At 57.5% G+C, this 25489-nt stretch carries 26 protein-coding genes; 17 read left to right on the top strand and 9 right to left on the bottom strand.

Annotation, left to right across the window (positions count from 1 at the left end):
- The first annotated feature begins 1 nt into the window (after position 1).
- From ACMUVN_RS26265 to ACMUVN_RS26250, 4 genes are all read left to right on the top strand, one after another.
- Positions 2 to 1075 (top strand): glycosyltransferase family 2 protein, encoded by a 1074-nt coding sequence (locus tag ACMUVN_RS26265; protein WP_097542365.1) that lies wholly within the window; start codon positions 2 to 4, stop codon positions 1073 to 1075.
- A complete protein-coding gene (locus ACMUVN_RS26260; protein ID WP_097542027.1) occupies positions 1068 to 2810 on the top strand; it encodes an ABC transporter ATP-binding protein in 1743 nt (580 codons plus the stop codon). The genes ACMUVN_RS26265 and ACMUVN_RS26260 overlap by 8 nt, the downstream gene beginning before the upstream one ends.
- Positions 2807 to 3931, top strand: a complete 1125-nt coding sequence (locus ACMUVN_RS26255; protein ID WP_097542026.1) for a glycosyltransferase family 2 protein — start codon at positions 2807 to 2809, stop codon at positions 3929 to 3931. The genes ACMUVN_RS26260 and ACMUVN_RS26255 overlap by 4 nt, the downstream gene beginning before the upstream one ends.
- 1290 nt (positions 3932 to 5221) lie before the next feature.
- Complete coding sequence (locus tag ACMUVN_RS26250; RefSeq protein ID WP_028758125.1) at positions 5222 to 5428, top strand: hypothetical protein; 207 nt, start codon at positions 5222 to 5224, stop codon at positions 5426 to 5428.
- A 407-nt stretch (positions 5429 to 5835) separates the two neighbouring features.
- Here the strand turns inward: ACMUVN_RS26250 and ACMUVN_RS26245 are convergent, their stop codons facing one another.
- From ACMUVN_RS26245 to ACMUVN_RS26215, 7 genes are all read right to left on the bottom strand, one after another.
- Positions 5836 to 6084, bottom strand: coding sequence for a hypothetical protein (locus ACMUVN_RS26245; RefSeq protein ID WP_028758126.1), 249 nt, complete (start codon positions 6082 to 6084; stop codon positions 5836 to 5838).
- A gap of 102 nt (positions 6085 to 6186) precedes the next feature.
- On the bottom strand, positions 6187 to 6894 hold the full coding sequence (locus ACMUVN_RS26240) for a TfuA-like protein (protein ID WP_183904771.1): 708 nt from the start codon (positions 6892 to 6894) through the stop codon (positions 6187 to 6189).
- Complete coding sequence (locus ACMUVN_RS26235) at positions 6891 to 8063, bottom strand: YcaO-like family protein (RefSeq protein ID WP_414815645.1); 1173 nt, start codon at positions 8061 to 8063, stop codon at positions 6891 to 6893. The genes ACMUVN_RS26240 and ACMUVN_RS26235 overlap by 4 nt, the downstream gene beginning before the upstream one ends.
- A 42-nt stretch (positions 8064 to 8105) precedes the next feature.
- Positions 8106 to 8318, bottom strand: coding sequence for a hypothetical protein (locus ACMUVN_RS26230; protein ID WP_028758129.1), 213 nt, complete (start codon positions 8316 to 8318; stop codon positions 8106 to 8108).
- 20 nt (positions 8319 to 8338) lie between these two features.
- Entirely contained in the window at positions 8339 to 10183 is a 1845-nt protein-coding gene (locus ACMUVN_RS26225; RefSeq protein WP_414815644.1) for a peptide antibiotic resistance protein, read from the bottom strand.
- Positions 10184 to 10192: 9 nt separating this feature from the next.
- The gene (locus ACMUVN_RS26220; protein ID WP_028758131.1) at positions 10193 to 10618 is read right to left on the bottom strand and encodes a helix-turn-helix domain-containing protein; all 426 of its coding nucleotides are present in this window, start codon (positions 10616 to 10618) and stop codon (positions 10193 to 10195) included.
- 171 nt (positions 10619 to 10789) lie between these two features.
- A complete protein-coding gene (locus ACMUVN_RS26215; protein ID WP_245433173.1) occupies positions 10790 to 11482 on the bottom strand; it encodes a class I SAM-dependent methyltransferase in 693 nt (230 codons plus the stop codon).
- A gap of 514 nt (positions 11483 to 11996) precedes the next feature.
- Between ACMUVN_RS26215 and ACMUVN_RS26210 the strand changes: the two genes are divergently transcribed.
- Positions 11997 to 12884 carry a DUF6030 family protein gene (locus ACMUVN_RS26210; protein ID WP_414815643.1) on the top strand — a complete coding sequence of 296 codons (888 nt, stop codon included), beginning with the start codon at positions 11997 to 11999 and terminating at the stop codon, positions 12882 to 12884.
- A 6-nt stretch (positions 12885 to 12890) separates the two neighbouring features.
- Here ACMUVN_RS26210 and ACMUVN_RS26205 read toward each other — a convergent pair whose 3' ends face one another.
- Positions 12891 to 13265: a hypothetical protein gene (locus tag ACMUVN_RS26205; protein WP_244604782.1), complete on the bottom strand. Its 375-nt coding sequence runs from the start codon at positions 13263 to 13265 to the stop codon at positions 12891 to 12893.
- Positions 13266 to 13470: 205 nt separating this feature from the next.
- Between ACMUVN_RS26205 and ACMUVN_RS26200 the strand changes: the two genes are divergently transcribed.
- From ACMUVN_RS26200 to ACMUVN_RS26145, 12 genes are all read left to right on the top strand, one after another.
- Positions 13471 to 14544, top strand: coding sequence for an endo-1,4-beta-xylanase (locus ACMUVN_RS26200; RefSeq protein WP_047611512.1), 1074 nt, complete (start codon positions 13471 to 13473; stop codon positions 14542 to 14544).
- 31 nt (positions 14545 to 14575) lie between these two features.
- Complete coding sequence (locus ACMUVN_RS26195) at positions 14576 to 15727, top strand: glycosyltransferase (protein ID WP_028758135.1); 1152 nt, start codon at positions 14576 to 14578, stop codon at positions 15725 to 15727.
- Complete coding sequence (locus ACMUVN_RS26190) at positions 15727 to 16233, top strand: acyltransferase (protein ID WP_047611515.1); 507 nt, start codon at positions 15727 to 15729, stop codon at positions 16231 to 16233. Before ACMUVN_RS26195 ends, ACMUVN_RS26190 begins: the two co-directional genes overlap by 1 nt.
- Positions 16230 to 17132: an exopolysaccharide glucosyl ketal-pyruvate-transferase gene (gene pssM, locus ACMUVN_RS26185; RefSeq protein ID WP_047614392.1), complete on the top strand. Its 903-nt coding sequence runs from the start codon at positions 16230 to 16232 to the stop codon at positions 17130 to 17132. Before ACMUVN_RS26190 ends, pssM begins: the two co-directional genes overlap by 4 nt.
- A gap of 147 nt (positions 17133 to 17279) precedes the next feature.
- A complete protein-coding gene (locus tag ACMUVN_RS26180) occupies positions 17280 to 18782 on the top strand; it encodes a lipopolysaccharide biosynthesis protein (protein WP_047611816.1) in 1503 nt (500 codons plus the stop codon).
- Between the two features lie 30 nt (positions 18783 to 18812).
- A complete protein-coding gene (locus ACMUVN_RS26175; protein ID WP_047611520.1) occupies positions 18813 to 19844 on the top strand; it encodes a polysaccharide pyruvyl transferase family protein in 1032 nt (343 codons plus the stop codon).
- Positions 19845 to 19856: 12 nt separating this feature from the next.
- Positions 19857 to 20678: a galactosyl transferase gene (locus ACMUVN_RS26170; protein ID WP_028758140.1), complete on the top strand. Its 822-nt coding sequence runs from the start codon at positions 19857 to 19859 to the stop codon at positions 20676 to 20678.
- 84 nt (positions 20679 to 20762) lie between these two features.
- Positions 20763 to 21707 carry a glycosyltransferase gene (locus ACMUVN_RS26165; protein ID WP_414815642.1) on the top strand — a complete coding sequence of 315 codons (945 nt, stop codon included), beginning with the start codon at positions 20763 to 20765 and terminating at the stop codon, positions 21705 to 21707.
- A 24-nt stretch (positions 21708 to 21731) separates the two neighbouring features.
- Positions 21732 to 22616 carry a glycosyltransferase family 2 protein gene (locus ACMUVN_RS26160; RefSeq protein WP_028758142.1) on the top strand — a complete coding sequence of 295 codons (885 nt, stop codon included), beginning with the start codon at positions 21732 to 21734 and terminating at the stop codon, positions 22614 to 22616.
- Entirely contained in the window at positions 22613 to 23596 is a 984-nt protein-coding gene (locus ACMUVN_RS26155) for a glycosyltransferase (protein WP_028758143.1), read from the top strand. Before ACMUVN_RS26160 ends, ACMUVN_RS26155 begins: the two co-directional genes overlap by 4 nt.
- A 211-nt stretch (positions 23597 to 23807) precedes the next feature.
- Positions 23808 to 24266, top strand: a complete 459-nt coding sequence (locus tag ACMUVN_RS26150) for a glucuronosyltransferase (protein ID WP_025554622.1) — start codon at positions 23808 to 23810, stop codon at positions 24264 to 24266.
- Positions 24263 to 24739, top strand: coding sequence for a glycosyltransferase (locus tag ACMUVN_RS26145; protein WP_025554624.1), 477 nt, complete (start codon positions 24263 to 24265; stop codon positions 24737 to 24739). Before ACMUVN_RS26150 ends, ACMUVN_RS26145 begins: the two co-directional genes overlap by 4 nt.
- A gap of 43 nt (positions 24740 to 24782) precedes the next feature.
- On the opposite strand, the gene ACMUVN_RS26140 is transcribed toward ACMUVN_RS26145, so the two are convergent.
- The gene (locus ACMUVN_RS26140) at positions 24783 to 25478 is read right to left on the bottom strand and encodes an SGNH/GDSL hydrolase family protein (RefSeq protein ID WP_414815641.1); all 696 of its coding nucleotides are present in this window, start codon (positions 25476 to 25478) and stop codon (positions 24783 to 24785) included.
- Positions 25479 to 25489 lie beyond the last annotated feature (11 nt).

Genomic DNA, 25489 nt, shown 5'->3' with positions numbered 1-25489 from the left:
AATATCAGGCGCAGCCGCCCCTCTCATCACCGTCGTCATACCGGCTTACAATGCCGAGAGGACGCTTGCCGAAACATTGCGAAGCGTCTCTGCCCAGTCCTATGACAAGCTCGAAATCCTGGTGGTCGACGACGGATCGCGGGATGGGACCTTCGAACTTGCGAGCGATTATGGCCTGAGCGACCGCCGTATCCGGGTTCTCCGCCAGAACAATGGCGGGGTTGCACGCGCGCGCAACCACGGCATAAGGGAGGCACGCGGCCCCTATATCGCTCCCGTCGATGCCGATGATGTGTGGCATCCCGAGAAGATCGAGCGCCAGCTTCAGGCGCTGAGGACATTGCCCGGCGGACACGGGGTCGTCTACAATTGGTATGCGGCGATCGACGAGAACGGCATTATTTTCGGCCATTCACGGCCGGTCCTGCATGAGGGGAATATCTTCGAGCCGCTGCTGCGGGAAAACTTCATCGGCAATGGCAGCACGCCCCTAATGCCGCGGGCGGAGATCCTTCGCTGCGGCGGCTATGACGCCGGCCTGCGCGACAATGGCGCCGAAGGCTGTGAGGATCTGAAGCTTTATCTGGCGCTCGCCGAGATCCTGCCCTTCGCCCTGGTTCCCGATTTCCTCACCGGCTATCGCTTCACCAGGGGCAACATGTCCAGCAACGCCTACCGGATGCTGAAGTCACATAGCCTGGTGATGGCCCCGATCATCGCGCGTTATCCGCAGCTTGCGCGGGATATCCGGGCAGCCCAATTCAACACAGCGCGCTGGTATTTCAACAAGGCCCTTCTCGGCGCCGATTATGCGCAAGTCGGCAAACTCACGCCGATGATGGCAAAAAAATACATCCCGCAGCTGATCCGCCATGGCATGCAGCAGGGCTGGCGCCAGACGAAACGCCAGGGCATCCGTATGGCAAGGCATGTCCTTGGAAAGCCCGCCCGGCCAACGAAACGCTTCGCCGCGGAGATTCCGCAAGCCGGAACGGCATTCAGCGATCGTTTCACGACCGTGCCCGCCGAGCAGGCGATCAGCCCGACCTCTTCACGGACGGTCGGCCATGAATAGGTTTCGAAAACCAGCTTCCGCTAAACCGACAGGCGCCTATCTGGTGGTCGCGGCAAGATTTCGCGAGCTTCGCCAACTCGTCCCCTCGCTGCGGCTCAAGATGACGGTGATGATCGTCCTGGGCATTCTCACGGGGTTCTCGGAAATGGTCGGGATCACCTTTCTGGTTAGCCTCGTCTTTCTTCTCGGGCAGGAAGGCCCGGTTGCCGGCAGCGCCGTCGCATGGCTTCCGGCGTTTTTCGGCGGCATCGACCTCAGTCTTTCCAAGCCTGTGCTCATCGGCATCCTGATCGGCTCGATCCTGTTCCGGATTCTTCTCGGATGCGCCAATTCGCTGATTGCAAGCGCCGTCAACCATCGGATCAGCGACCGCATGCGGGACCGCCTCTACGCCAAGGTCCTGACCATGCCCTTCCAGCGCTTTCAGGATTATGAGCGCAGCGACCTGATCAATGTCATCGCCACCGAATCCTACGCGGTGTCGTCGGCCCATGCCAGCCTCGTTCGACTGGGGGTCAATTTCGGCACGATCGTGATCTTCGGCGTCGGCATGCTGGTCATGGCCTGGCCGATTGCCTTGCTCGGGCTCGCCTTCGGCTTCATCCATAATTTCGCATTGGGGTTCTTCGCCGGCGCCTACCGCCGTCTCGGCACCTCCGCCCTGGCCGCGGTCGAAGCCTTGACGCAGCTGAGCTGGACAACGCTGCAGACGTTGAAGGCTGTCAAAAGCTTCGGCCTGGAGAAGCGCCACCAGCAGCTCTTCGAGACGCTTTCCAGGGAGGTCGGTCAGACCTGGCGCCGGTCGGACTGGATGGGAGCGACGACCTCGCTTCTGAGCGAAATCCTGACCTTCGGGGTCATCCTGACGATCATCCTGTCTTCGGAATTCCTGCCGGTCGATTTCAAGGCCGCACTCTCGGCCACCATCCTTCTCTACCGGCTTCAGCCGCATATCAAGGGCTTCGACTCGCAGATCCTCAGCCTTTACGAGATGGAAGCCTCGCTGCAGAACGTCCTGGCGCTGCTTGCCGAAAAGGATGACATCAAGCAAGGGGAGAAGGTCACCCGCCTGGCCGAGGCGATCGTCTTTCACAATGTCTCCTTCGCCTACGAGCGCTCGAACGCGCCAGCGGTTCACGATCTGAGCTTTGCGATCAGGGCAGGCGAGACGACGGCTCTGACCGGGCCAAGCGGCTCCGGCAAGACGACCATCCTCAACATGATCCTCGATCTCAACCGACCGACCCAAGGCGTGATCACGGTCGACGGCCGGGATCTGACAAGCATCGACCGCTCCAGCTGGCTGCAACTGCTCTCCGTGTCCGGCCAGGATGTCGAACTGATGGAGGGCACGGTCCTCGACAACATCCGGTTTCGTCGCGATATCCCGGACGAGGATATCCGCTGGGCCGCCGATGTGGCGTGCGCCACGGAGTTCATCGAAGATCTGCCCTATGGCTTCGATGAATGGCTGGGCGACGAGGCGATCCGGCTTTCGGGCGGACAGAGGCAGCGCATCGGCCTGGCGCGCGCGCTCGCCGGCCGGCCCCAGATCCTGCTTTTGGACGAAGCCACGAGCGCGCTCGACGAAGACACCGAGATGCGGGTATTTTCGGCGATGAGAGAAGACGCGGGCAGAACGCTGATCGTCGTCAGCCATCGGCCGGCTGTGGCCAGGCTGATGAAGAACCGGATCGATCTGCGTCCGCCCGCACTCACATCCAAGCTCGGGTGACGGTGATGGAGATGCCAACCACATCCAACATTCCAGTGGCGGTGATCGTTCCTGCCTATAACGCCAGCTCCTACCTTGCCGAGACGCTGCAGTCGGTCGTCGACCAGACCCACAAGACGCTGGAGATCGTCATCATCGACGACGGCTCGACGGACGATACCGCTTCCATCTGTCGCCGCTTCGCCGATGGAGATCCAAGGATCCGGATTCTGTCGACGGAAAACCACGGCGTCGCTGCCGCCCGCAACACCGGGATTCAGGCATCGAACTCCCCCTATATCGCTTTCCTCGATGCCGATGACATCTGGCATCCGACCTATATCGAAAGAATGCTTTCGGCGCTCCATCGCCTGCCGGACAGCTGGGGCGCGGTCTATTCTCTGCACCGCTTCATTGATCCTGAGGGATATTGCACGAAATCCGGCTCGTCGCTGAGCGCCCGGGACTCCATTCTCAGCCGTCATCTCGTATTCCGCTTCGTCGGCAATGGCAGCGGTTTCATGGTTCGCCGCGCCGTCATCGACAAGATCGGCGGCTACGATCCAAGTTACGCAAGACAGGGGATTGGAGGGTGCGAGGATTTCGATTTCGAACTTCGCACTGCCGAGCATTTCAAGATCGAGACGGTGCCGTTGGGGCTGGTGGGATATCGTGTTCACTCCGAAGCCATGTCTGCCGATAGATCGCGTATGGCGCGATCCCTTCTCGCTGTGAGCGAGCAGTGTATTGCCCGTAATCCGACACTTCCGGCCTTTGTCGTCAGCTGCGCCCGCGCATCGGCGCATCTTTATGCATTTTCAAAATTTGCCGCTTTGAAAGATTGGCCCAGCGCCGCTGCCTCGCTCAAACAGATTTATCATCATAGTCCACTGCTTGCTTCCGGCGTCATAGTCAAATTGATCCTGTCAAAAGCCAACAGGGCCGCACGCAGGGCCTTGTCCAAAGCCTGGCCGGCCAGGCAACCAAAGCAAAAGAATTTCGGGAAATTCGATGAGATAGACCCGCTTATCCCATTGGTCGGCGGTTGGTCGCGCTTTAGAACCAAGGCATTGCTCAGGCGCTTGTCGGAGATCGACCGGTCTGGCGAATGCTCGCCGGCGACCTCGCCGCAGGACGCCTGAGCCTATCGGCTATTAGCTCTGGCGCCTTTGGCTCGGCGCCCATATCGCGCCAAGGATCGAGCATTGTCAAATGTCTAAAGCTTTGACAAATAACACCTCCATCTGCCTCTGAATATCTCGTCATTCCATATTCGAAAGCTCGATTTCAAAGCAGAATTACCGTCAGTAAAAAACAATTAATCTATAAAAATAACAATCATCCCAATAATGATCTGTGACAATATCAAATTTAACTGTCATCATAGCCGCGCACTGTGCAAACATTCCTACCAGAGGACCCGTCACCCACCCCGACGGGTCCTCAACTTTGCCTGATGGCAGGTTGCCGCAAATACGATCGCTGTAATGGCTGCATCAAAGCCGTGGATCGGAGTGGGGGGTGACGATATTGCCCCATTGAGATCGGCCCGACGCGAAACTCCCGCAGCGGCAAATGTCGAAGCGCCGGCTCTCCTTGGTCGATATTCTAACCGAGGCCTCAATCGATTTCAGGATATTTTCGGAGGCGAAACAGTCTTCATCAATCTGATGTCATCACCAGATAGAACTTTATAAGTATCGCAAAACTCATCAAGAATAATGCATCCTGAGACTATTGTAATAGAAGCCCTATATCGTTTTGCAATTGATACTTAAATACAACCATTATTTGAAATCCATAATTTTACCTTTTGATAAATTTGAATTTCTTTCGTAAATTGGCCATCTCAGTCTATTCGGTACATTTCATGTTCACCGATGTCGGCTTTAGCTTTACTTTGGAACCGGAAAATCTGCCGAAAGCGATGTCCGCTTCGAATTCTCAACATCTCCCACAACCTGCCGGTATTGCTGGTGAGGTTACGACAGCCGATGGTCCAAAATTCGGGGATGGCCGCGCCTCGGAAACTTGCCGATACAAAGCCATACGACCAAGCAAAAGGCAACATATTGATAAATATACATTTTTAATAGATTTCCGCGGGTTGAACCGACAAACCCGGCCAGCAACATTCGCTCTATCATTTCGAACGTCGGCATATGGGCTCGCCCTCGCCGCTTGAAATACCGACGCAAAATCCGCGACGTAGGAAGCATCGGCCGTCTTTGGCGAGTGTCCCGAAACGAAACAATAGATATGCCCGAGCGTAGTCAAAAACCCCTGTTTCAATACGCCGGATCCTCGACGACATGCTTAACCTGTGTCGAAATGGTCTCACCTCGGCAGCGAATTAACCGTTCATAAAGCATTTGCTTGCTCAACTTATAATTTGTGTCATGGTCACTGTAAGTAGTGAGGGAGCCGACCTGATGAGTGATATAGCATCGCAGATTCCGGAATTTGGTTACGATGAGCGCGTGATGATCTGCCGGAAGCAGATCGAGAAGGCGGTCTATCAGTTCATTGCAAATACCAAGGTCGACGGATGCGATCCGGCGGAAGTGGCAATGGCCATCGCAGACATTGCCGACGATTACATTTTGCTGCTGGCTCAGAAGCGCAATTTGACCCACTGAAAGCAGGGATCGGCCGGCAAGCGGCCGATGTCCAGAGCACAAGTGAAACCCGAAATCGCCGCCGCTTCCCTGCCGGGAGGCAACGTCAGCGAAAGCGCTTACCCCTCGCTTCGAAGCCATCCGTGAGATGGATATCGAACAGCTTCTAAACCAAGCGCCAGCGGCCGGAAACGAGCCGGCCTTCCCCAACCTAAAATCGACATTAAGCGCCGAACCATGGGCCCGTACCGGGCGTCGGCTTCAGCGCGTTGCCTCACGGCGGTTGAAACAAGCGGCTCCGTTCGATTGACGATTGCCCGGTTGCGCAAGCGCAAGAAATAACCCCGAAAATCGAAGCCGATTTTCGGGGTTATGCGCGGGTTTGAAGCGGTGGAGTTTCTTCAGCCCGTCCGATCGGACGCGCCGTACTAATGACTTCTCACACTCACTTGCGGAACCGGAGAACTCAATTCAGCCAGTTCCCTGGTCAAACCCTCCCCCACCTCCTGCTTGACGGCCTCGAGCGCCAGGTCGAGGCAATTCGTTGCGAATTGCAGTTTGACATCCTGAGCGACCTGTCGCGCATAGGCAATCATTCGCGCCAATGCGACAAGCTCCTCCAGACCGTCTTCCGCCCCTTGGTCTGCGTCTATCTTGACAACCGATGTCACGCCCATGCCCATTTCTCCAACGAATTGAAGGCATGATACGCGCGCAAACGTGATCGAGCCCGTGAAAAAAGCGTGACACAACCCCCGGTGACCATCGTCATCTTCGATTCACAATGCTGGGCGTGTCCGGAACGGCGTTTCGTGCAGTGTCCAGGGCAGATCGGCATTCGAACGACTGTCGCGCGCCTCCTGCACGGCTTTCAGCAATGCCAAGGCATCGATGCGCTTTTGATCGACGGCATTCGACAGAAGGGCCGCCAACAGTCGCGGACGATCCGGTTCGGTCAGCCCTGCGCATTGCTCGACGATCGCCCGCCATGTCCGTTTCTTGAAAAAGATCGCGCCTGCGGCATCGTCGAGCTCCCGGCGCAACCCGCTTGCCAGCAGTCCGCCATCCTCCATCGCATCGAGCGTTGCGCTGACATTGACGAGGGGCACCGTCAGCGCCTTGCTGCCAAGCGCGCTTGGCGCATGCGTAAGTGCGACGGCGGCATCGTCAACCAACCGGCCGCTGCGATAATCGTCGAAAATGCGACCGATCCCGACCATGCCGAACGAATGGCATTCGGCAGCCCGCAACGCGCCCATGCTTGCCGCCCCGAGAACCGTGACGCCCAGCGAAAGAGCATGGAGAATTTCCTTGTGCCAGACCGGCGCGGCATATTCGAAGCCGCCGTCGATCAGGCCGATGACATTGGCGCCCTGCTCCACCTGAGCCAGGACATCGCCTTGCGTGGCAGGCGGCATGACGCGGATCCCCTCGCCGGCCAGCGACGTCGCATCGGGAAGACTGGGGCCTGCGAAAATGATCTTCAAAAGCCTATCGCCCTGGCAAGCGCCCGCGTTCCAAACCGCCGGGCGCGCGCGCCCTCCGGATTTTCAAGTTCGGGGATGACAACCTTGACGACACTGAAGGGAAGCGCCTCCTCGCTGAGGCGCACGGCAATCACCGAAGCGATCTGCCTCTGTCGCAGCGCATCGAGCACGTGCTGCAGCAGCTGCGCCAGATCCCATTGCCGAGATCCGGCCTCCCCACCGCTGCCGATGGCGGCAACAGGCGGTGCGGCAACAGCATCGAAGGCCCGCCGCATCAGCGGCGGCAACGATCTTGAGAAAGTTGCAGGGGTAATATCGTCCCTGGCTCCGCTGATATAGGTCAGCCGGGACTGCACGGCCTCCGTCACCGCCCGAATGGCCGCGCGCACGGGAGACGGATGCGCACCGGCGCCGCCGGTGACCTCGACAAGGCGAATGTCCATGTCGCCGCCAATATCCCGCGGGCCTAGCGTGGCAGTGAAACAGGGGATGCCGATATCGCTGGTGATATCGAAGAGCTTCAGTGCCAATCCCGATGCTTCGATCTTGTCGATCAGCCCGTCCAGGGCGCCATCCTCAAAGCCGCGGGGATCGACGCAGCCGGCATAACGATCCGCTTCCCCGCTCACCTGCCACAGCACATGGGCATCACGCTCGATGCGTTCCAGGACGCCGTGAAGGATCGCCTCCTCGATATTGTTTCCCGATGCCAGACCGTCCGAAGACATCCAGTATCGCGCGTCGCGTGTCCGGTCGAGCACCACCGCTTCAAAAGGGATATAAACCTCATCGCCGGTGAGGATATTAACGCCGGCAACCCATTCAGTCTCCTCGTCCGATCCGAGATCGGATTTATGAAGAGCGGTCAGGCAGTTCAGCGTTTCGGCCTTGTGCCCCATCGCCTGCAGACGGGAAGCAGTGCCGCGGACGAGATCGACGGAGGGTTCGCCCGCAACCGCCCGCTCGAGCGCTTCCATGACGGTGGATACTTTGGCGTCGAGATCGGTCAGGCCCTTTCCCTGGGCAATCACGATCGACCGCGAATTCGGGGCGTATGCGCACCAGACGGGGATTCCGGTGTCATCCAGCCCGGTATGTCGCGCGACCCTGGTAATGCCGAACCTGGCCAAAAGAGGTTCGACGCGGGAAAGAGTTTCCCGCGGCGACATGCTTCTATCGGAATATATCGACCGGTGCGTCAGAATGCTGGCTCAGCCGTCGACGTGACCGGAAAGGGCGACCTGCGCCGACGAAACGGCGACGCCGAGGTCGACGTTCTTTACGAATGTGCCGCCGGCTTTGCGCAGGCCGTTTGCGGTTGCCAAATCCCCCGTCGGATTGAGAGGCTTGACCGTGCCCGCATCGAGGTCGGCGAGCCAGAGACCTGCTTCGCCGGGTATTCCAATAATGACTGCCTTTGCCATGTAATGCCCCTAAGTGATTGTTAAAAACCAGCCCTCAACAGGCCCTCCCGATAAAGCTCCTTTTGCCATTGCTCCTTGAAGGGAACGATGGCGAGCCACTTCTCGACGTCGAACACCGGGTTGATGCTCTCGGCGCGCTGCCGATGGAAGAGCGCCCGTTTTCGATCGCCGATCATTGCGCAACTGGCCGCAGCGATGCGATGGGCCGGCGCTTTGTCTTTCATCGCCTCGACATAGGCAATGGCCTCCTCGTACTGTTCCAGAAAGAAGCTCGCTCCCGCAGCACACCAGAGATAGGCATCAGGCGCGATCGGATTGAGCGAAATCGCTCTCTGGATCTTGGCGAGCGCATCGCCCGGCCGGGATGCATGCACGAGCGTGTCGGCATGGCTGTAGATGACGTCGGCAAAATGCGGGCTGAGCTCCTCCGCCAGATGAAGTGCGGCGACGCTGGCATCGACATCGCCGAGATAGAGTTTGGTGACGCCAAGCTCGCGATGGCCCGCCGCCGATGCCGGATCCCGCTCGATCGCCCGAAGCGCATTCTGCTCTGCCAGATGCAGCAGCTCATTGTTCCCCTGCGCCGTCACAAGCCATTCGCTGGTGAAGGTTCTCGCCAGCCCGGTAAACGATGGAGAGAAATCCGCCTTATGCGACAGCGACTGCTTGAAAGCCTTCCGTGCCCGGCGGATATGCGGCAATGTTAGCTTGCTCATCAGGCTCGAGCCGACGAGATAAGCGTGATAGGCCTCAGGGTTGGCTTCGAAGCGTAAGCGCTCTTCCTCCTTTTCAGCCAGTTCGCGGGCCACCGACAAGGTCAACTGCTGCGCGATCAGCCGTCTCTGCCGGGGCAGCGTATCAGGCGTCATCACAAAGCGATGGGCCCAGATGATCTCGTCCGTGGGGAAGTAAATCAGCTGCGCGAACAATCCTTCGTCGGAGAACCGCGTATCCAGGAGATAGGCGATCGAATGGCGGGCGACGACGGTCGCCTTCTCGGAATCCCGGCGGATTTGTCCGGCCGTATGCGGTGCAACGATGGAAATATTTCGAAGCGCGCAGAGTTCGATCGTGACGTCTTCGATCAGGGCGCTCGCAAGCGCCAGCCCGGCATCTGCGTGTTTCGAAGTCGGGGGAAGCAACACCAGCCGAGGCAGGATCAGCGGCAGCGATGCGCGTTCGATATCGGCAGAGGTCGCGCCACCGGTCTCAGCGCGCTTCACCTCCACCCTTGCAGGACCATTGCCGCTTGGCAATCTCTCGCCGAACGATGAACCGCCCGATAGCTGTTGCAGCAAGGCTCGGACCTGCTCGTCGTTCGGATCCCGTTCGAGGATCTGCAGAGCGGCGCTCGAAATGATGCGCGCAGCCCCCGACTTCTCTACATCAGGCAGCGCATCCAGCAATGCTTGCCGCAGTTGCAGCGCCTGAGCGTCCCGTTGCGCCTTCATCCAGGTATCTATTAGCTTTGTCGCTGGTTTGATATTTCCGATGAAGCCGCGCTGGGTCAGTTCGGCGATCGCATTCAGCCGCTCCAGCGGCGGACCGGCGGTGCGAAAGACATCCAGATCGCTGGAAACCGCCTGCGTGTTGAGACGAACCGTGGTGGCGGTGAAATCGAAGGGTATTTCGGCCCGCCCGCCGTCCGTCTCGCGGATGCGGGAAATCAGTTTGCGCAGATTGAGCCGCGCCAGTTCGGCTTCGACATCGCTCCATAGAAACTGCGCCAATTCATACCGGCTGAGCTCATGGCTCGCACCCGCGTAGAGATGGGCCATCATCAACAGGCCCTTGATCGGATAGCGAACCGGTTCGCCATTCGCGTCGATCAACCGTAGATCGCCGAACGTCTGCAAATGAAGCAAGGTGCACCTTCAGCCGTTCACAACCGGATCCTGCAACTCACCGTCGATGTCAGTCAATCCCGCGACCGCCAGGCTTTTGGCCAATGCTACCAGCTTTTGCCGGATATTCGGGTCCTCGATGGCGATGAACGCCTTGTTGAGCGCCAGCCCCTCCTTCGAGGACAAAAACTTGTTCAACTCGCTCGTCTCGCCCTCGATCGGTCCAGCGCCGCCGTTCTCGAAGAAAAAGCCGACGGGCACGCGAAGAATCTCGGATATGCGCTGAAGACGGCTGGCGCCGATTCTATTCGTTCCCTTTTCGTATTTCTGGATCTGCTGGAAGGTAATGCCCAGAAGTTCGGCCAAACCGTGCTGGGTCATCCCGAGCGTCTTTCGCCGAACTCTCACGCGATTGCCAACATAGACGTCGATAGAATTCGGCGATTTAGCCTTCATGTGAATAAGTCTCCCGCTTTATCAGCACGCCAGCTGTATAATGGAGAGTTTAAGCAAGAATGCAACTAAAAGTAAATATTTCGTAAGGATTTTTTTCAGCATCACACACAGTAAAAAACAACCTGTGGATTATTACAGCGGGCGCCGCTTGGCGCGGATATGCGCTGCGCTCTATCGCCCATTTCGCGGGAACGAATGCTCTCTGGGAGATGCGCCACTGCGACGCCGCCGCCAAAGAGGTTTTTGAGCGACGGCGATCATCGACTTGGCGAAAACAGGAATCCTTCCGACATATTCAAAACGAATATTGTCGAAGCCGGCATCCAGCAGCAGCGTGCTCAATGTGCTTTTCGACCAGAACTTGATATGACCATGTTCCTTCAACGGCATGAAATGGTCGTCCATTTTCCCCAGCGCAGCCAGGGCAAGATTCTTCAGGTAACCATGATAGGGCGTCGACATGACTGCGATACCGCCCGGCTTCACGAGATCGTACACCGTCGAGATGAATGCCTTCGGATCGTAGACATGCTCCACCACCTCAAGGCTGATCAGGGCATTGAATGTGCCATATTCCCTGGAAAGGTCGTCATAGGCCGAGCCGACATTCAACGGCAGGTCGGGATAATTGACATTGGCCTTGGCGATGCCGTCGCTGGAAGGATCGACGCCGACGACATAATACCCATGTCGCGCAAGAGCCGCTGCGGCGCCGCCGGTGCCACATCCCAAATCAAAGACGTCGTTTTCTGCAGAACCTTCGAAATGGCTCTCGAGCACGTCGAGCACGGAAGGCAAGATGTAGGAATGCGCGGTTGTCGGCTTGGCGTGAATATAGGTGGTTGCATCTAGCTCGACGGACATGCCCCTCCCCCTCGGCGATTGCGCGGCAGACCCTATCCAGGAATACGTCGAAAATTTGATTAAACCTGACCAGCAACCGACAGACAATAATAATAGTCAAATTATAATCTAAAGTTTTATAATAAAAAACAAAACCTATACGCGATAAAGGAATTTACAACGCAGAATAGGCAAAAACAATTGTAAGTATTATTTACTTAAACTAGGTTATACATAAATAAACGCCCAACATCCGAAATAACGCTAAAAATCCGTGGGGTTGCCAAGAAAACAAAACGATACAATCGCTTCGAGGTCATCCTGGTATCCATCCCTGCAATTGCAGGGCTGCATTGGAGATTGTCGCGTGTGACGGTGTTGAAGCGTCCCTGCCGAAATCTGCAGCCCTCCCCCGATGCCGGCCCTTAAAGTGCCCAATTGCCGACACGAAGCCAAAGATATTTAACGGATGAATGTATACTGCTTGATTTAGACAGCCGATCGAAACCCTTCTCGCGTGCCGGAGAAGACAAGCTTGCCCGATAATTCGTCGTCCGCATATGCGAAACAGCCGTTGGGGAAACCGCGGGTTCCCGTGGTCTTCTGGTTGCTGCTGACGATTTCCCTCTCGCTAATCATGGGAACGGTGCTTCTTTCCAACGACATGAAACACTTGAAGACGGTCGGCCATTATTTTGGCTACGATCTCTTTCCTCCTGAGGTTAGGCCTCCGCCCAAAGCCCTTCCCCGCCCGAAACCACCTGTCACCTTCACGCTTCCCGTGCATCTCATCGAACCACTGGCGGCGCAGACCGCGTCGACTTTTCTACGGACATGGCGGATATCCGGCGCCGCAATGTGCGCGGCGCTGCGCGATGCCGGTATAGAAACCAGCGATTGGGCGGCGGCGAGCTTCAACGCCGATACGTTCGAATGCTTTTTTGAGCACAGCGGCAAGCGACAGAAGGACCAGCTCCCGAACTCTATCTTTGTGATCGTTCGGGGTGACGCCGCTGGCACGATCAACAATATGCGCGTGAAAATCATCAATCCCGAGACGGATCAAAATGGCCAGCTCGATCCCGGCATTCTGCAAATCTTCCAAATCATGCTGCGGCAGCCACAATGGCTCGATTTTCACGAGACGCTCGACGCGATCAAGAATCTGAAGGACATCAAGGAAGACGGCTTCGGAGCGAGCATCAGCTTCACCCGCGAGGTGCTCAATCCCGGGAATTATAATTTTACACTGTCGTTGGATGCCACTTCAGGACCTCAGAAAAGAACGAGAAATTACTTTTCGAGCAAAATATGGCTTCCATCGCCAGACCCCGCAGCCGAGATCGGCAGCGAGCAACCGGAATCGGTCTCCACGCCACCCGATCCCGAGGCGCCGGCAGAGAGCCGTGAGCATCCGCATTAGCGCTGATCACGCCATGTAACTTGCATCGTCGTGATGTCTGGCCAGAAGCCTGTAAAGCTCTTTCAAACTGTCCGCACTCGGCCGTTCGGTGCTGTCCCCACCCGCCAGACGCCAGACACGCTCGACATTGAGATCCTGCGTGACTTGCGCAAGATCTTCGTTCAGCGAGCGGATGACGATCTCCGACCGACGCAGCCGCCACGACATTCTGACGAGCGCTGCAGAGAGGAGGAAAATGATGCCGATGACGCCGAGAGCAAGGGCTATGAACTGCCAGTCATCGAGAAGGGATAGAGCGTTTCGTGCAGTCGCCATAAAAAAAACGGCATTATGAAATGCCATAGGAAAACAGCTCATCAGATAGCTAAACCAATCTTCCATCACGAGCGACCCTCCGCAAAGATTCATATCTTGGAGCATCCTGAAAAGTCTATCAGATACTGACAATATCCCCTGCGGCGAAAGTATATTTGAGGTTGCATTACTCTACTCAATTGAACGCGAACCCCGCGATGGATCATTGCCGACGAGCCCGGCCCTTCAATTTCCACCGCGGACATGAAAAAAGCCAACAGTGAGAGATAGAATGAATAGAAGACGTTTCCTCGCCTCGGTTCCGCTCGCTCTGTTATATGCCAGGGCGGGCCACGCCTTTGCACAGGTGCCTCCGGCTGCAGGGCTACGCGCCCTTGCCGACAGGAAGTCGTTCCGATTCGGATCGGCAATCGATCTGCAAAACATCAACGATCCAATCGCTTCCGAGATCTACATCGACAACGTCAATTCAATAACGCCGCGAAACGAGCTGAAGTGGAATGCCACGGAAAAGAGACCCGGCGTTTTCAGCTTCGGCAGCGCCGACCGTATGGTTGCATTTGCACGCAAAAACAACATGAGGGTTTATGGACATACGCTGATCTGGTATCGCGTCCCGGAGTGGGTGTCTGATATCACGGATGCAAAGACCATTCAGGCGACCATGAACCGTCACATAAAACAGGTTGTCACTCGCTATAAGAACTCGATCGATGCTTGGGATGTGGTGAACGAGCCGTTGGAGTATGATGCACCGGACCTGCGGGATTGCGTTTTCCGACGCCTTCTTGGCGATGAATATATCCGCATGAGTTTCGACATGGCGCACCAGGCCAATCCCGACGCGACGCTGGTGCTCAACGAAACGCATCTGGAGAAAAAATCCGACGTGTTCGAACAGAAGCGCGCGCGGATCCTGAAAATCGTCGAGGATCTCGTCGCGAAGAAAACGCCGATCAATGCGGTCGGGCTGCAGGCGCATTTCCGCCCCGGCCTCGACCGGATCGATCCGGAGGGAATGGGGCGCTTCTGTGCGGCGCTGAAGGAGATGGGAATCGGCGTTTTCATTACCGAGCTCGATGCCTCCTGCCACTTCCTGAACCGCGACAAAGGCTTCACGCCGGCGTCCTACGCCGATATTTTCAGCGACGTGATCACCGTGGCGGCTGAGCATGGCGACTTGAAAGGCGTGACAGTATGGGGCATGTCGGAAAAATATGCCGATCGCGATGAGAAGGGGGCCGATCCCAATGCGGCTTGCACTAAGCGCGTTAATCTTTACGACGACAATAATGCGCCGAGAAGTGCGATTGATGGTATCCGGCGGGCAATAGAGGCAATGTGATGCGCAAGACAACGGAGACGCGAACAGATTCATGAAAAAGGCCGTTATTTATGTGGAAAAATTTTTGCCTGCCAGCCAGGCATTTGTTCTCAACCAGGCAGTAGCGTTTCGTTCTTTCGAAGCTGAAATTCTTGCCGGCTCGCGCATTTCTTCGGCCCATACGAAAAAATCCACTGTTCCGGTTCATGACATCCGTCGATCCCCCGTTGCGCGAGTCGGTGAACTGCTTCTGAAAATCCCGCAGATCGGCCTTCCCTTCCTCTTTCCTGCGATCGGCAAAGCCGATCTCGTTCACGCCCATTTCGGCAAGAACGGTTATGTCATCGGTCCCTTGGCGCGCGCCGCCGGCAAGCCGCTGGTCACGACGTTCCACGGCTTCGACGCCACCTATGGCGGCGATCCGAAAAAGCCGGGCGGCTTCAATCAGGTGCGCTTCTTCGCCAAAGGCCGAAGCGAGATGGCCGGCTGGAACAGCTGGAACATCGCCGTTTCCGATTTCATCCGCGACCGGCTGCTAGCGCTCGGCTTTCGCGCCGAGCGCGTCTATCGCCATCATATCGGCATCGACCTCGACCTCTTCAAAATGGAGCCTCGTCCGCGAAAAAAAGGGCTCGTGGTTTCCATTGCCCGTTTCGTCGACTACAAGGGCCATCGTTTCATGATCGATGCGCTTTCGCGCGTGGCTGCCGCCGGTACCCCGGTCGAATTCGTCATGGTCGGCCAGGGTCCGTTGAAGGAGGAAATCGAAGCACTGGCACGTCGTTCCTTGCCAAGCGTCACGATCCATGAAAATCTGTCGCAGACTGAGATAAGGGATCTGCTCGCCAGTGCGGAGCTTTATCTCCATGGAAGCGTGACCCTCGATAATGGTCACGCCGAAGCTTTCGGCCTCGCCAATCTCGAGGCGGAAGCCGTCGGGACTCCGGTCGTCGCATTTCGCTCGGGAGGCGTGGGCGAAGCGATCGAAGAGGGGAAAACTGGTTATCTCGTGGAGGAGCGGGATGTCGCGGGAATGGCGGAGGCGGTCGGAAGGCTGCTCAACGACCAGGCCTTGTGGACAGCCTTTAGCGCGCGGGCACCGCTTCTGGTGGCCGAGCGCTTCGACTTACGTCGTCAGACGGGGATGCTCGAGGACTATTACAGTTCCGTGCTAGACGAATTTGCCAGCCGGGGTCGGACTTGATGGTGCAGACAGGAAAAAAGCCGAAGTGGGGACTGAACGTATTTCGCCCGCTGCGGAACGGATTTGTGAAGGCCAAATGGCTCTATTATACGAAGTTCTGGGGAATGGACATCGATCCGACGGCCAGCTTTTCGTTGAGCGTGCGGTTCGACAAGACCAATCCGAAGGGATTGCATATCGGCGCGGAAACCTATGTCGCCTTTGAGGCGGCTATCCTGACCCACGATCTCACACGCGGGCTCTATCTTCACACGAGAATCGGCAAACGCTGCTTCATCGGCGCCCGCAGCATCATTCTGCCCGGCGTCGAGATCGGCGACGAATGCGTCATCGGCTCCGGCTCGGTGGTGACCAAGAGCGTTCCGCCGCGCTCGCTCGTGGCGGGCAACCCGGCAAAGATAATCCGCAGCGACATCAAGATCATTTCGCGTTACGGACGCATGGCCCGCGAAGACGACACGGTCTCGCAGATCGTGACGCACTTGCCGACTGGAGAAGCACGATGAAGATGTTTGCCTACCGGGGGAAACACGAGAATTTTGGCGACGAACTGAACCATTGGCTTTGGGAGCGTCTGCTGCCCGGCTTCTTCGACGAAGACGAAAGCCAGCTCTTTCTCGGCATCGGCTCGATCCTCTACGACAATTTCGATCCGAAGATGCAGAAGATCGTCTTCGGCTCAGGCTATGGCGGATATACCAACCCGCCGAAAGTCGACGGCAACTGGACGTTCTATTTCGTGCGCGGAAAGAAGACCGCGGAAATCCTCGGCATCGACCCAAGCTACGCGATCGGCGATTCGGGCATCCTCACGCGCAGCTGCTGGGATGCCAAAAGCATCGAGAAGCGTTATCCCGTCTCCTTCATGCCGCACTACGAAAGCGCCATGTACGGCAGCTGGGATAAAGTCTGCGATCTCGCCGGCATCCACTATATCGATCCCCGCTGGTCGGTGGAAAAGGTTCTAACCGAGATCAGCGCATCGCATAAGGTCGTCTCCGAGGCGATGCATGGCTGCATCATATCCGATGCGCTCCGCGTTCCCTGGCGGGCGATCCGGCCGATCGCACCCGGCAATCGCGCCAAATGGTATGATTGGGCGAGTGCGCTGGATCTGGAGATCGATTTCGATCCGATCGGCCCGTCGAACCTGGTTGAAGCCGGAGCGTCGCTGGTGCGGAAGAACACCTACCTGTTGAAAAACATCACGTTCCGCCACCGCCGCATCCGGCAGCTGACCGGCAACTATGTCTTCGGCTCTACCGTCAAGACGCTGCAGCGGGTAGCCGAGAAGCAAGGACAGCTCAGCTCCGACGAGGCTATCGTAAGAGCGCACGAGAAAATGCTGGCCGAACTGGGCCGGCTGAAGCAAGATTTTTCCACGCAGACGGCAAGCGCCCTTTAATGTCGCAGACCCCGTGACGAGGCAACAAAGCATGATGCTTTCCAACTCCATCAACACCCTTTGCTCCTGCAAGAGGGAGACGCACTCGGAATGGGTGTGCAGCCCGCTTGGACGGTCGATGTTGTTGACCTCAGGAGCCGTTCGCCCATGAGCAGTGTTACCGACCGCCTGATTCAGGGCAGCATGTGGCTGAGTCTGTCCCGCGCCATCGTCAACGGACTTTCGGCACTCAGCACCTTTGTGCTCGCATGGTATCTCGTGCCGGCTGATTTTGGTCTCGTCGCCATTGCAACGACGATCCAGGTCATCTTGAGTTCGGTCACCGAACTCTCGCTCAATCAGGCGCTTATCCGCCACGAATCTCCAAGCGAAACGCATTTCAGCGCGGTGTGGACGTTGAGCGTGACGAGAAGCGCGGTATTGGCGCTGCTGTTTGCCGCCGCCTCCTATCCGATCGCCGAATTCTATAACGAGCCGCGGCTGACGAGCGTGATGCTTGCCTTGAGTTTCAGCCTGCTGCTCAGCGGGCTAGCCAATCCGCGCCGTGTCATGCTCCAGCGTGACCTGATCTTCTGGCAGGAATTCGTCCTCAACGTCTCGCAAAAGCTGGTCGGATTTGTCGTCACGGTGGGAATCGCGGCCATCTATCATAGCTATTGGGCGCTCGTTATCGGCACCCTCGCCTATCAAGTGACCAATATCATCGTTTCCTACACCGTCCTGCCGTTCTGGCCTCGCATCACCTTTCGTCATGCACGCGAATTGTTTTCGTTCTCGGTGTGGCTGACGGCCGGACAGATCGTCAACACGCTGAACTGGCGCATCGAATACCTGCTGATCGGCAAGATGCTGGGCGCCACACAGCTTGGCCACTATACGGTCGGCAACACCCTTTCGACGCTGCCGACGCGCGAAGCGACCGCACCGTTGAACCAGACGATTTATCCGGGCTTTTCGAAAGTCCGCAACGACCCGGTCCGGCTGATCGCGGCCTATCAGCGCGCGCAGGCGCTTTTGGCGGCGGTGGCGCTTCCGGCGGGAATCGGCATGGCCGTCGTGGCCGATCCAATGATGCGGCTTGCCCTGGGAGAGAAGTGGGTTCCCGCGATCTTCATCGTCCAGGCGCTCGCATCGGTCTTCGCCCTGCAGACCCTGGGTTCGCTCGTGCAGCCGCTGGGCATGGCAAAGGGCCATACCAAGATGCTGTTCATCCGCGACACGCAGATGCTGGTGGTTCGCGTTCCCATCATCATCGCTGGTCTCATGATGGCCGGGCTTCCTGGCGTCGTTTATGCGCGCGTGTTGACGGGCCTGATTTCCACCGTGGTCAACATGCTTCTCGTCAAGCGCTTGATCAACTTGCCATTCTTCCAACAGCTCGGCGCCAACTTCCGCGCGCTTGCCAGCGTTGCCTTGATGGCAGTCGGCGTCCTAGGATTGTCGCATTTCCTCAGCATGCCTACTGATAAGCTGGGCTTGACCCTTCATCTGGCTATTCTGCTCATCACCGGCGGCATCATCTATATCGGTTCCAGCTTTGTCCTTTGGCTCGCGATGAACAAGCCAAACGGGCCGGAAACCGAAGTTCAGCGTATCTTTGTCAAGTTCCTGTCAAAAGCCAAACGTATTGCCGTAGCCAAGTCGGCCTGAAGCTAAACGAACACAAACAAGAGAGGCAGAATGACCAGCCAATCCAGATCGGAGCTGATCGCAAAACTCAATGGCATGATCCATGATTGCCTGAAGGACTATGTCTCGCGCGACGAACCGCTTGCGATTCTCGATTTTCCCGACATCCGCAATTGCGGCGACTCGGCAATCTGGCTGGGTGAGATGGCCTATCTCAAGGATCGCTTCGGCAAGCGCCCGGACTATGTTTCCAGGCTGTACGACTTCTCCGCCGACGAACTGAAACGACGGGTACCGACCGGTCCGATCTTCATTCACGGCGGCGGCAATTTCGGCGATATCTGGGTTGCCCACCAGGATTTTCGCGAAGCCATCATGGAGCGTTTTCCGGATCGGCAGATCATCCAGTTCCCGCAATCGATCCACTACAGCTCGCCTGAACGCATCGAGCAATCCAAACGGGCAATCGGGCGCCACAAGAATTTCGTGCTGCTTGTGCGCGACGAGGAATCGAAGGAGTTTTCCGAAAAACACTTCGACTGCGCCGTACGACTGTGCCCCGATATGGCTTTTGCCATCGGCCCGCTCCCGGAAAGGGCGACACAGATCCCCGTCCTCGCCATGTTGCGCGAGGATGCGGAACGGGTGGGCGGTACCGATCGCGAGATTCCTTCCGATATTCCTGTGGAAGACTGGATTACCGAGTCGAAACGGAAGGTCGATATCGCCAAGAGGTTGGGGGTAGCTTCGGCTTATCTCGCATTGAAGCCGAGCGAAGTTGCCTTGCGCAGGTTGGATGCTGCGGCACACAACCGCTTCGAGCGCGGCATCAGTCAGATTTCGCGCGCCCGCGCAATCGTGACCGATCGCCTGCACGTCCATATCTGCTCGCTGCTGCTCGGTCGCCCGCATGCCGTGCTTGATAACAGCTATGGAAAGATCCGCCGCTTCATGAATGCTTTCTCCGGCGGAACCGACCTTTCATATAAGGCAACCTCGCTCGAGGACGGAATCGAGTGGGCGCGTGGTCAGGCGTCCAAGGGGCGTGCCGATCAAAAAGAAGCTGTGAGCTTGCGGGCTTAAGGGGGTCATTCGATGCCACTTGTCACCTTCATTATCCCGGTTCGACATCAGGACAATGCCCGTGATTGGAGCAGGCTGAAGGCGAACCTCAGCCAGACCGTGACCTCCATTTCCAACCAGACCAATGGAGATTGGCGCGGAATCATCGTCGCAAACGAAGGGGCCGACTTGCCCGATTTGCCGGAGAAATTTTCCGCGGTGCGCGTCACCTTTCCGCCGAACGACCTGCATGAGCTCGGAAAGGGCAGCAAGGAAGACTTCCTTGATGCGTTCCGGGCAGACAAAGGCCGTCGCGTACTCAGTGGCATGTTGAACGCCACCGACAGTCGTTTCTTCATGATTGTCGATGACGATGACTTCGTCAGCTCCAGGATCGTTCAGCACGTATCCGATCATCGGGACGCCAACGGATGGACGATCGACCACGGTTACATCTGGGACGATGGCGGCAATTTCCTGTTTGGCCACGACGACTTCAGCCATCTCTGCGGTACCTCGTTGATCATTCGTGCCGATCTCTATGAACTGCCGGAACGCTTTGAGGATGCTTCGCTCGACTGGATCAAGTCGATGCTCGGCAGCCATGTCCGCATTGCGAACATCCTTGCCCAACGCGGAGCGCCGCTCACGAAGCTTCCCTTTCGTGGGGCGGTCTATCGGGTTGCCCATGGCGGATCGCATAGCCAGGCACCGAGCCTGCTACGACAGTATTTCCTGAATCGCGGCGTGCTGACCAAACCGCGGCGGTGGTTGCGCAATCTTCGTAAGCTGAGGGTACTCGGTGAAAGTCATAGGCGCGAGTTTTTCGGCAAGACGCGGTCAAACCCCGCGTAAGGAATCAGTCCCGTTCGAACATCGCACAGGCAGTCAAAATATGACGCTTTTCTCTTTCGACTTCACCAAGAGGGTTGGTAACTGATGTCGGATCTATTCGTCAGCGTGCTCTTTGCATCCTACAATGGCGCCAGCCGGCGGCTGCGCCACATGTTGGATTCCTTGGTGCGCCAGGAGCTTCCCCATGACCGATGGGAATTGATTGCTGTCGACAACAACAGCAATGACGGCACCTTTGATCTTTTGAAATCGTATAGCGAGACGCTTCCAATCACCATCCTGCAGCAGCGCAAGCCGGGGAAATCCGGCGCGCTGAATTTGGGTTTGGATCGGGTAAAGGGAGATCTCGTTGTCTTTACGGACGACGACATACGCGCCGAACCGAACTGGCTGAAAGCGATCGTTGATTGCGCCATCGCTCATCCGGCCTACGGCGTTTTCGGAGGCCGTATCGTCCCCGATTGGGAAAAAGAACCGAAGGGCCGCTTTATCGACTGGATTCCGATGGGATCCACCTTCGCGATCGTCGACGAAACGCAAAGCGGACCGTGTGATCCGACGAAAGTCTGGGGTCCGAACACGATCATTCGGCGGGAGCTGCTTGGAACGAGCGTGCGCTACCGGGAAGATATCGGTCCTCTTCCCGGAAAGATGTTCGCCATGGGTGAAGATGCGGAGATCATCATTCGCCTGGCGGCAAATGGCGCCAAATCCTATCGATGCGCCGAAGCCGTGGTCCATCACTGGATTCCGGCATCAAGTGTCACCGAGGATTGGGTACAGAAACGGGGCGAACGGCTCGGCTACGGCATGCCGGCACTCTTCCCGGATGAGGTTCCCGAAGGGATGAGGCTAAGTGGCGTTCCGCTGCAAACCTGGGTCGAAAGCGCGCAATGGGCTTGTCGGGCAGCCACGCTTTATCTCCTGCCGCAATCGAAGAAGCGTTTCTGGGCCATCTGGAAATATTACTACATGCGTGGTTATCGTGCCGGAATTCGCAGATACGCGCCCCAGACGCTGGCGCGGTGATCGATTGGTCCAGGAGACGATAATTTGAAACTCTCGGTGCTGATCAACAATTTCAATTATGGGCAGTTTTTGCGCCCATGCATCGACAGCGTTCTGTCGCAGAGCTACCCTGATTTCGAAGTGGTGGTGGTCGACGACGGGTCGACGGACGATTCCCGCGAGATCCTTGCTTCCTACGGGAAACAGATCCGGACCGTATTGAAGGAAAACGGCGGCCAGGCCTCGAGCTTCAATGCAGGCTTCGCGGCGGCAAGCGGCGACATCATCTTTCTCCTCGATGCCGACGATGCGTTTTTGCCCGGCAAGCTCGCGCGGATCACCGAGATCTACGATCGCAACGAGATCGACTGGTGCTTCGATCGGGTGACGACCAATGAAGGCGACCAGCCTCCTGCAGAACTGCAGGTGACGCTGTTCGACAAGCGGGAAACGCTTGGCAAAGGTGGCTTCCCCTCTCTTCCCGTTCCGACATCGGGCTTGAGCTTCCGCCGCGACCTGCTGCGCCAGATCCTGCCGATGTCCGCGGCAGATGGCGTCGTGCTCAGCGACAACTATCTCAAATTCGCCGCTGCCTTTCTCGGCCGCGGCGCCATCGTCGAAACGCCTCTGACATTCCAGCGCATTCATGCGTCGAACCGCTACACGGGCACAAGCAGGGCAAAAACGCTACGCCCGCAGATCATGATCGCGACCGGGCTGGAACTGGCGCGTCGCTATGATGGGCTGCAGGCGCTCGGCAAGAGCCTGGTCGCCGGCGGCATTGCCGAAACGACTTCGCTGCTGAAGCTTCGCAGCGAAGCGCGCAACACGCTGGCCGGCGGTCCGTTCGGCGAGGATGCCGCAACCCAAGTGGCCTTGATGGCCGCGCGCAAGCGCTTGGGAAATATGCTGCGGAGAGGACGGTCATGAACCAGCAAGAAACCTTCCCGCATTCCTCCGTCGGCGCCGGTCAGGCAGGTGTTTCGCCGTTGAAGATCGCCGTCGGCGTGCTGACCTATCGGCGCCTGGACGGGATCGCCAAGCTGCTCGACGTGATGACGCGCCAGGTCAGGCATCCAGATCGTCCCTATCATCTCACCATGGTGATCGTGGACAATGATGCGACCGGCAGCGCAAAGGCGACAGTGGAGGGCTTTGGCCAGACAGGCGCCTACGACCTGATCTATGTCGTGGAACCGAACCAGGGCATACCCTTTGCGCGCAATCGCGCGCTGGATTCGGCGCCTCCCGGCACCGACCTCTTCTGCTTTCTCGATGATGACGAATGGCCGGTCGACGGCTGGCTGGACGCGATGCTGGAGACCCGGGAGAAAAACCGCGCAGATTGCGTCTACGGTCCCGTCCAACCGGTCTATCCCGAAAATCCGCCGGAATATTTCATCAGGGCAAGGGTGTTCGAGCGCAAGAAGAACACCGACGGTCAACGCATTTCCTATGCGGCCTCGAACAACGTCATGTTCGACTATCCGCTGATCCGCTCATGGAACCTGCGTTTTGAAGAGAAGATGCGCTTTACCGGGGGCACGGACTACCTTTTCTTCAACCAGGCCATCCGCCGGGGCATGCAGGTTTTCTGGGCTGACAAGGCACTTGTCTACGACATCGTGCCTGCGAACCGGATGACCTGGAAATGGGTGTTGCAAAGACAATACCGGCTCGGCAATACCTTCGCAGTCAGCGAAGTCCTGCACGGCAACCTGAAGCGCCGGATCTACCGCGCGGCCTATGGCGCCACGAGAGTCGTGCTTGGGTTGGTCATGCTGCCGGCGATCCTGATTTCCCCCTATTGGGGCATGCGTGCCCTCACCCATGTTCTGCGCGGCGCGGGCATGGTTAACGGGATTCTCGGACATGCATATCAGGAATATAGGCCCAATGCTGCTCACTGATATCGTATGCGGAGCGCGCTTGAGCGAGTTTTGGCCGTTATTCTGTTTCGGACGAAAACATCATGCGTAATTGGCGGTTTATCAACTTCAAGGCTTCAACCGACCGGGCCAAAAATGGTACACTTCCGCTGAACGATCGTGACACCACCCGCTGTTCGAACGGAATGGTTTTTCGCTCTTATCATCGGTCAAATATAGGAGATGCCTGTCAATGACTGAGAAAAAATTGAAGGTTCTCGCAGCCTCGTCAGGAGGCGGCCACTGGGAGCAGCTTATGGCCATGCGCAGCGCATTCGAGGGCTGCGATATCATCTTTGCAACGACCATCCCCGGGCTGCTTGCCAAATACGACATTCGTGACGGTCTGGTGCTTCCCGATTGCAGCCGCGACTCGATTCCGATGTCGATCCGATGTTTTTTCAGCGCCTTCTCGATCGTCCTCCGGCACAGGCCAGACGTTGTCATCTCGACCGGCGCCGCGCCCGGACTTTTTTGCCTGCTTGCCGGCAAATTGACAGGCAAGCGAACGATCTGGATCGACAGCGTCGCCAATGTCGAGAAGCTTTCCCTATCGGGTAAATTGGCCGGCCATATTGCGACACTCTGGCTCACGCAATGGCAGCATCTTTCACGGCCGGATGGTCCCCACTACGCAGGAGCTGTGCTTTGATCCTTGTCACCGTCGGAACGCAGCTGCCATTCGATCGCCTCGTCAAGGCTGTCGACACCTTCGCAAAGGATTTGTCCAAACCGGTTCTGGCACAGATCGGCAGGGGCAGCTACACGCCACAGAATATGAAGTGGATCAAGAATATCGAGCCGCAGGACTTCGACAGAGTCTTTCGCGATGCAACCATCATCGTTTCTCATGCCGGGATCGGCACCGTTCTGACGGCCAAGCGTTTTGGGAAACCGATCATTCTCGTCCCCCGGAAAGCGGCTCTCGGCGAGCACCGAAACGATCACCAGCTTGCCACGGTGAGCCAGCTTGCGGGCCGGCCGGGAATCTACGTCGCGCATAGCGATGACGATCTCAGAAACTATCTCCTCGAAGACCTGGATAGTCCGTCTCACGAAGACCCCTCGGAAGCCGGTCGGGCTTCGCTGGTCAGCTACCTGAAAAACTATATCGCAACGGCCTGAACCCGGCTGCAGTCACCGACGGTGACGGGCAAGTCAGGAATTTTCATTCTCCGCAGTTGTTGCCAGCGATATGTTTGACAAGTTCAGGCGCGATGATCCTGGACGCGATGTCGGGCAGAGGATGCGAGCCATCAGGAATCGCCGCGGCCAGGTCATCCGGCGCAAGACGCTGCCAGTTGGGCCGGTGGTCGACAAACTCCAGACCCCGTTTTTGCGCCTCCGCCTGATGAACCGAAATGTAACTATCCACAAAGGGGCGGATCAGCCCACGTAATCCTGAAAACGGATTCATCGCCATGACGATGATCCGAGCTTGCGGCAGGCGCTGCCGAAGCTGGTCGAGAATGTCGCCGATATTCTTTCGGCTTTGTGCGAGCGACACGAACCGCTGCAATGCCGCATCATTGGCATAAAACTCGATGAGGATGATATCCGGCCGCTCGGCAACGACGCGATCAACTTGGGTAAGAGCCCATAGCGACGTCTCGCCGCTCTTTGCAACGCTGTCGACCTTCACGGGCCGGCGCAGACAGGCTGCAAGCTCGGCCTCCAAGGCGGGCTGCCATCCCCCGCGGGCCGTCAAGGATGTTCCGAAAGCCACTATTTTCAACGGCGCAAGACCCTCGGCATAACTGTTCCTGGTGATTGAAAACATCCCGAGGCAAGCCAAAAGCAAAACCAGCCCAGAAGCCCGTCGTCTCCGAATTCGCACTGTTCGCCAAAGCCGCAAACCAATCATCGGGAGACCCT

It is taken from the genome of Rhizobium sp. IY2 (assembly GCF_047532935.1).
GTDB classification, from domain to species: domain Bacteria; phylum Pseudomonadota; class Alphaproteobacteria; order Rhizobiales; family Rhizobiaceae; genus Rhizobium; species Rhizobium anhuiense.
The sequence above is the reverse complement of the archived record's forward strand: the minus strand, read 5'-3'. Positions and strand labels throughout refer to the sequence as shown.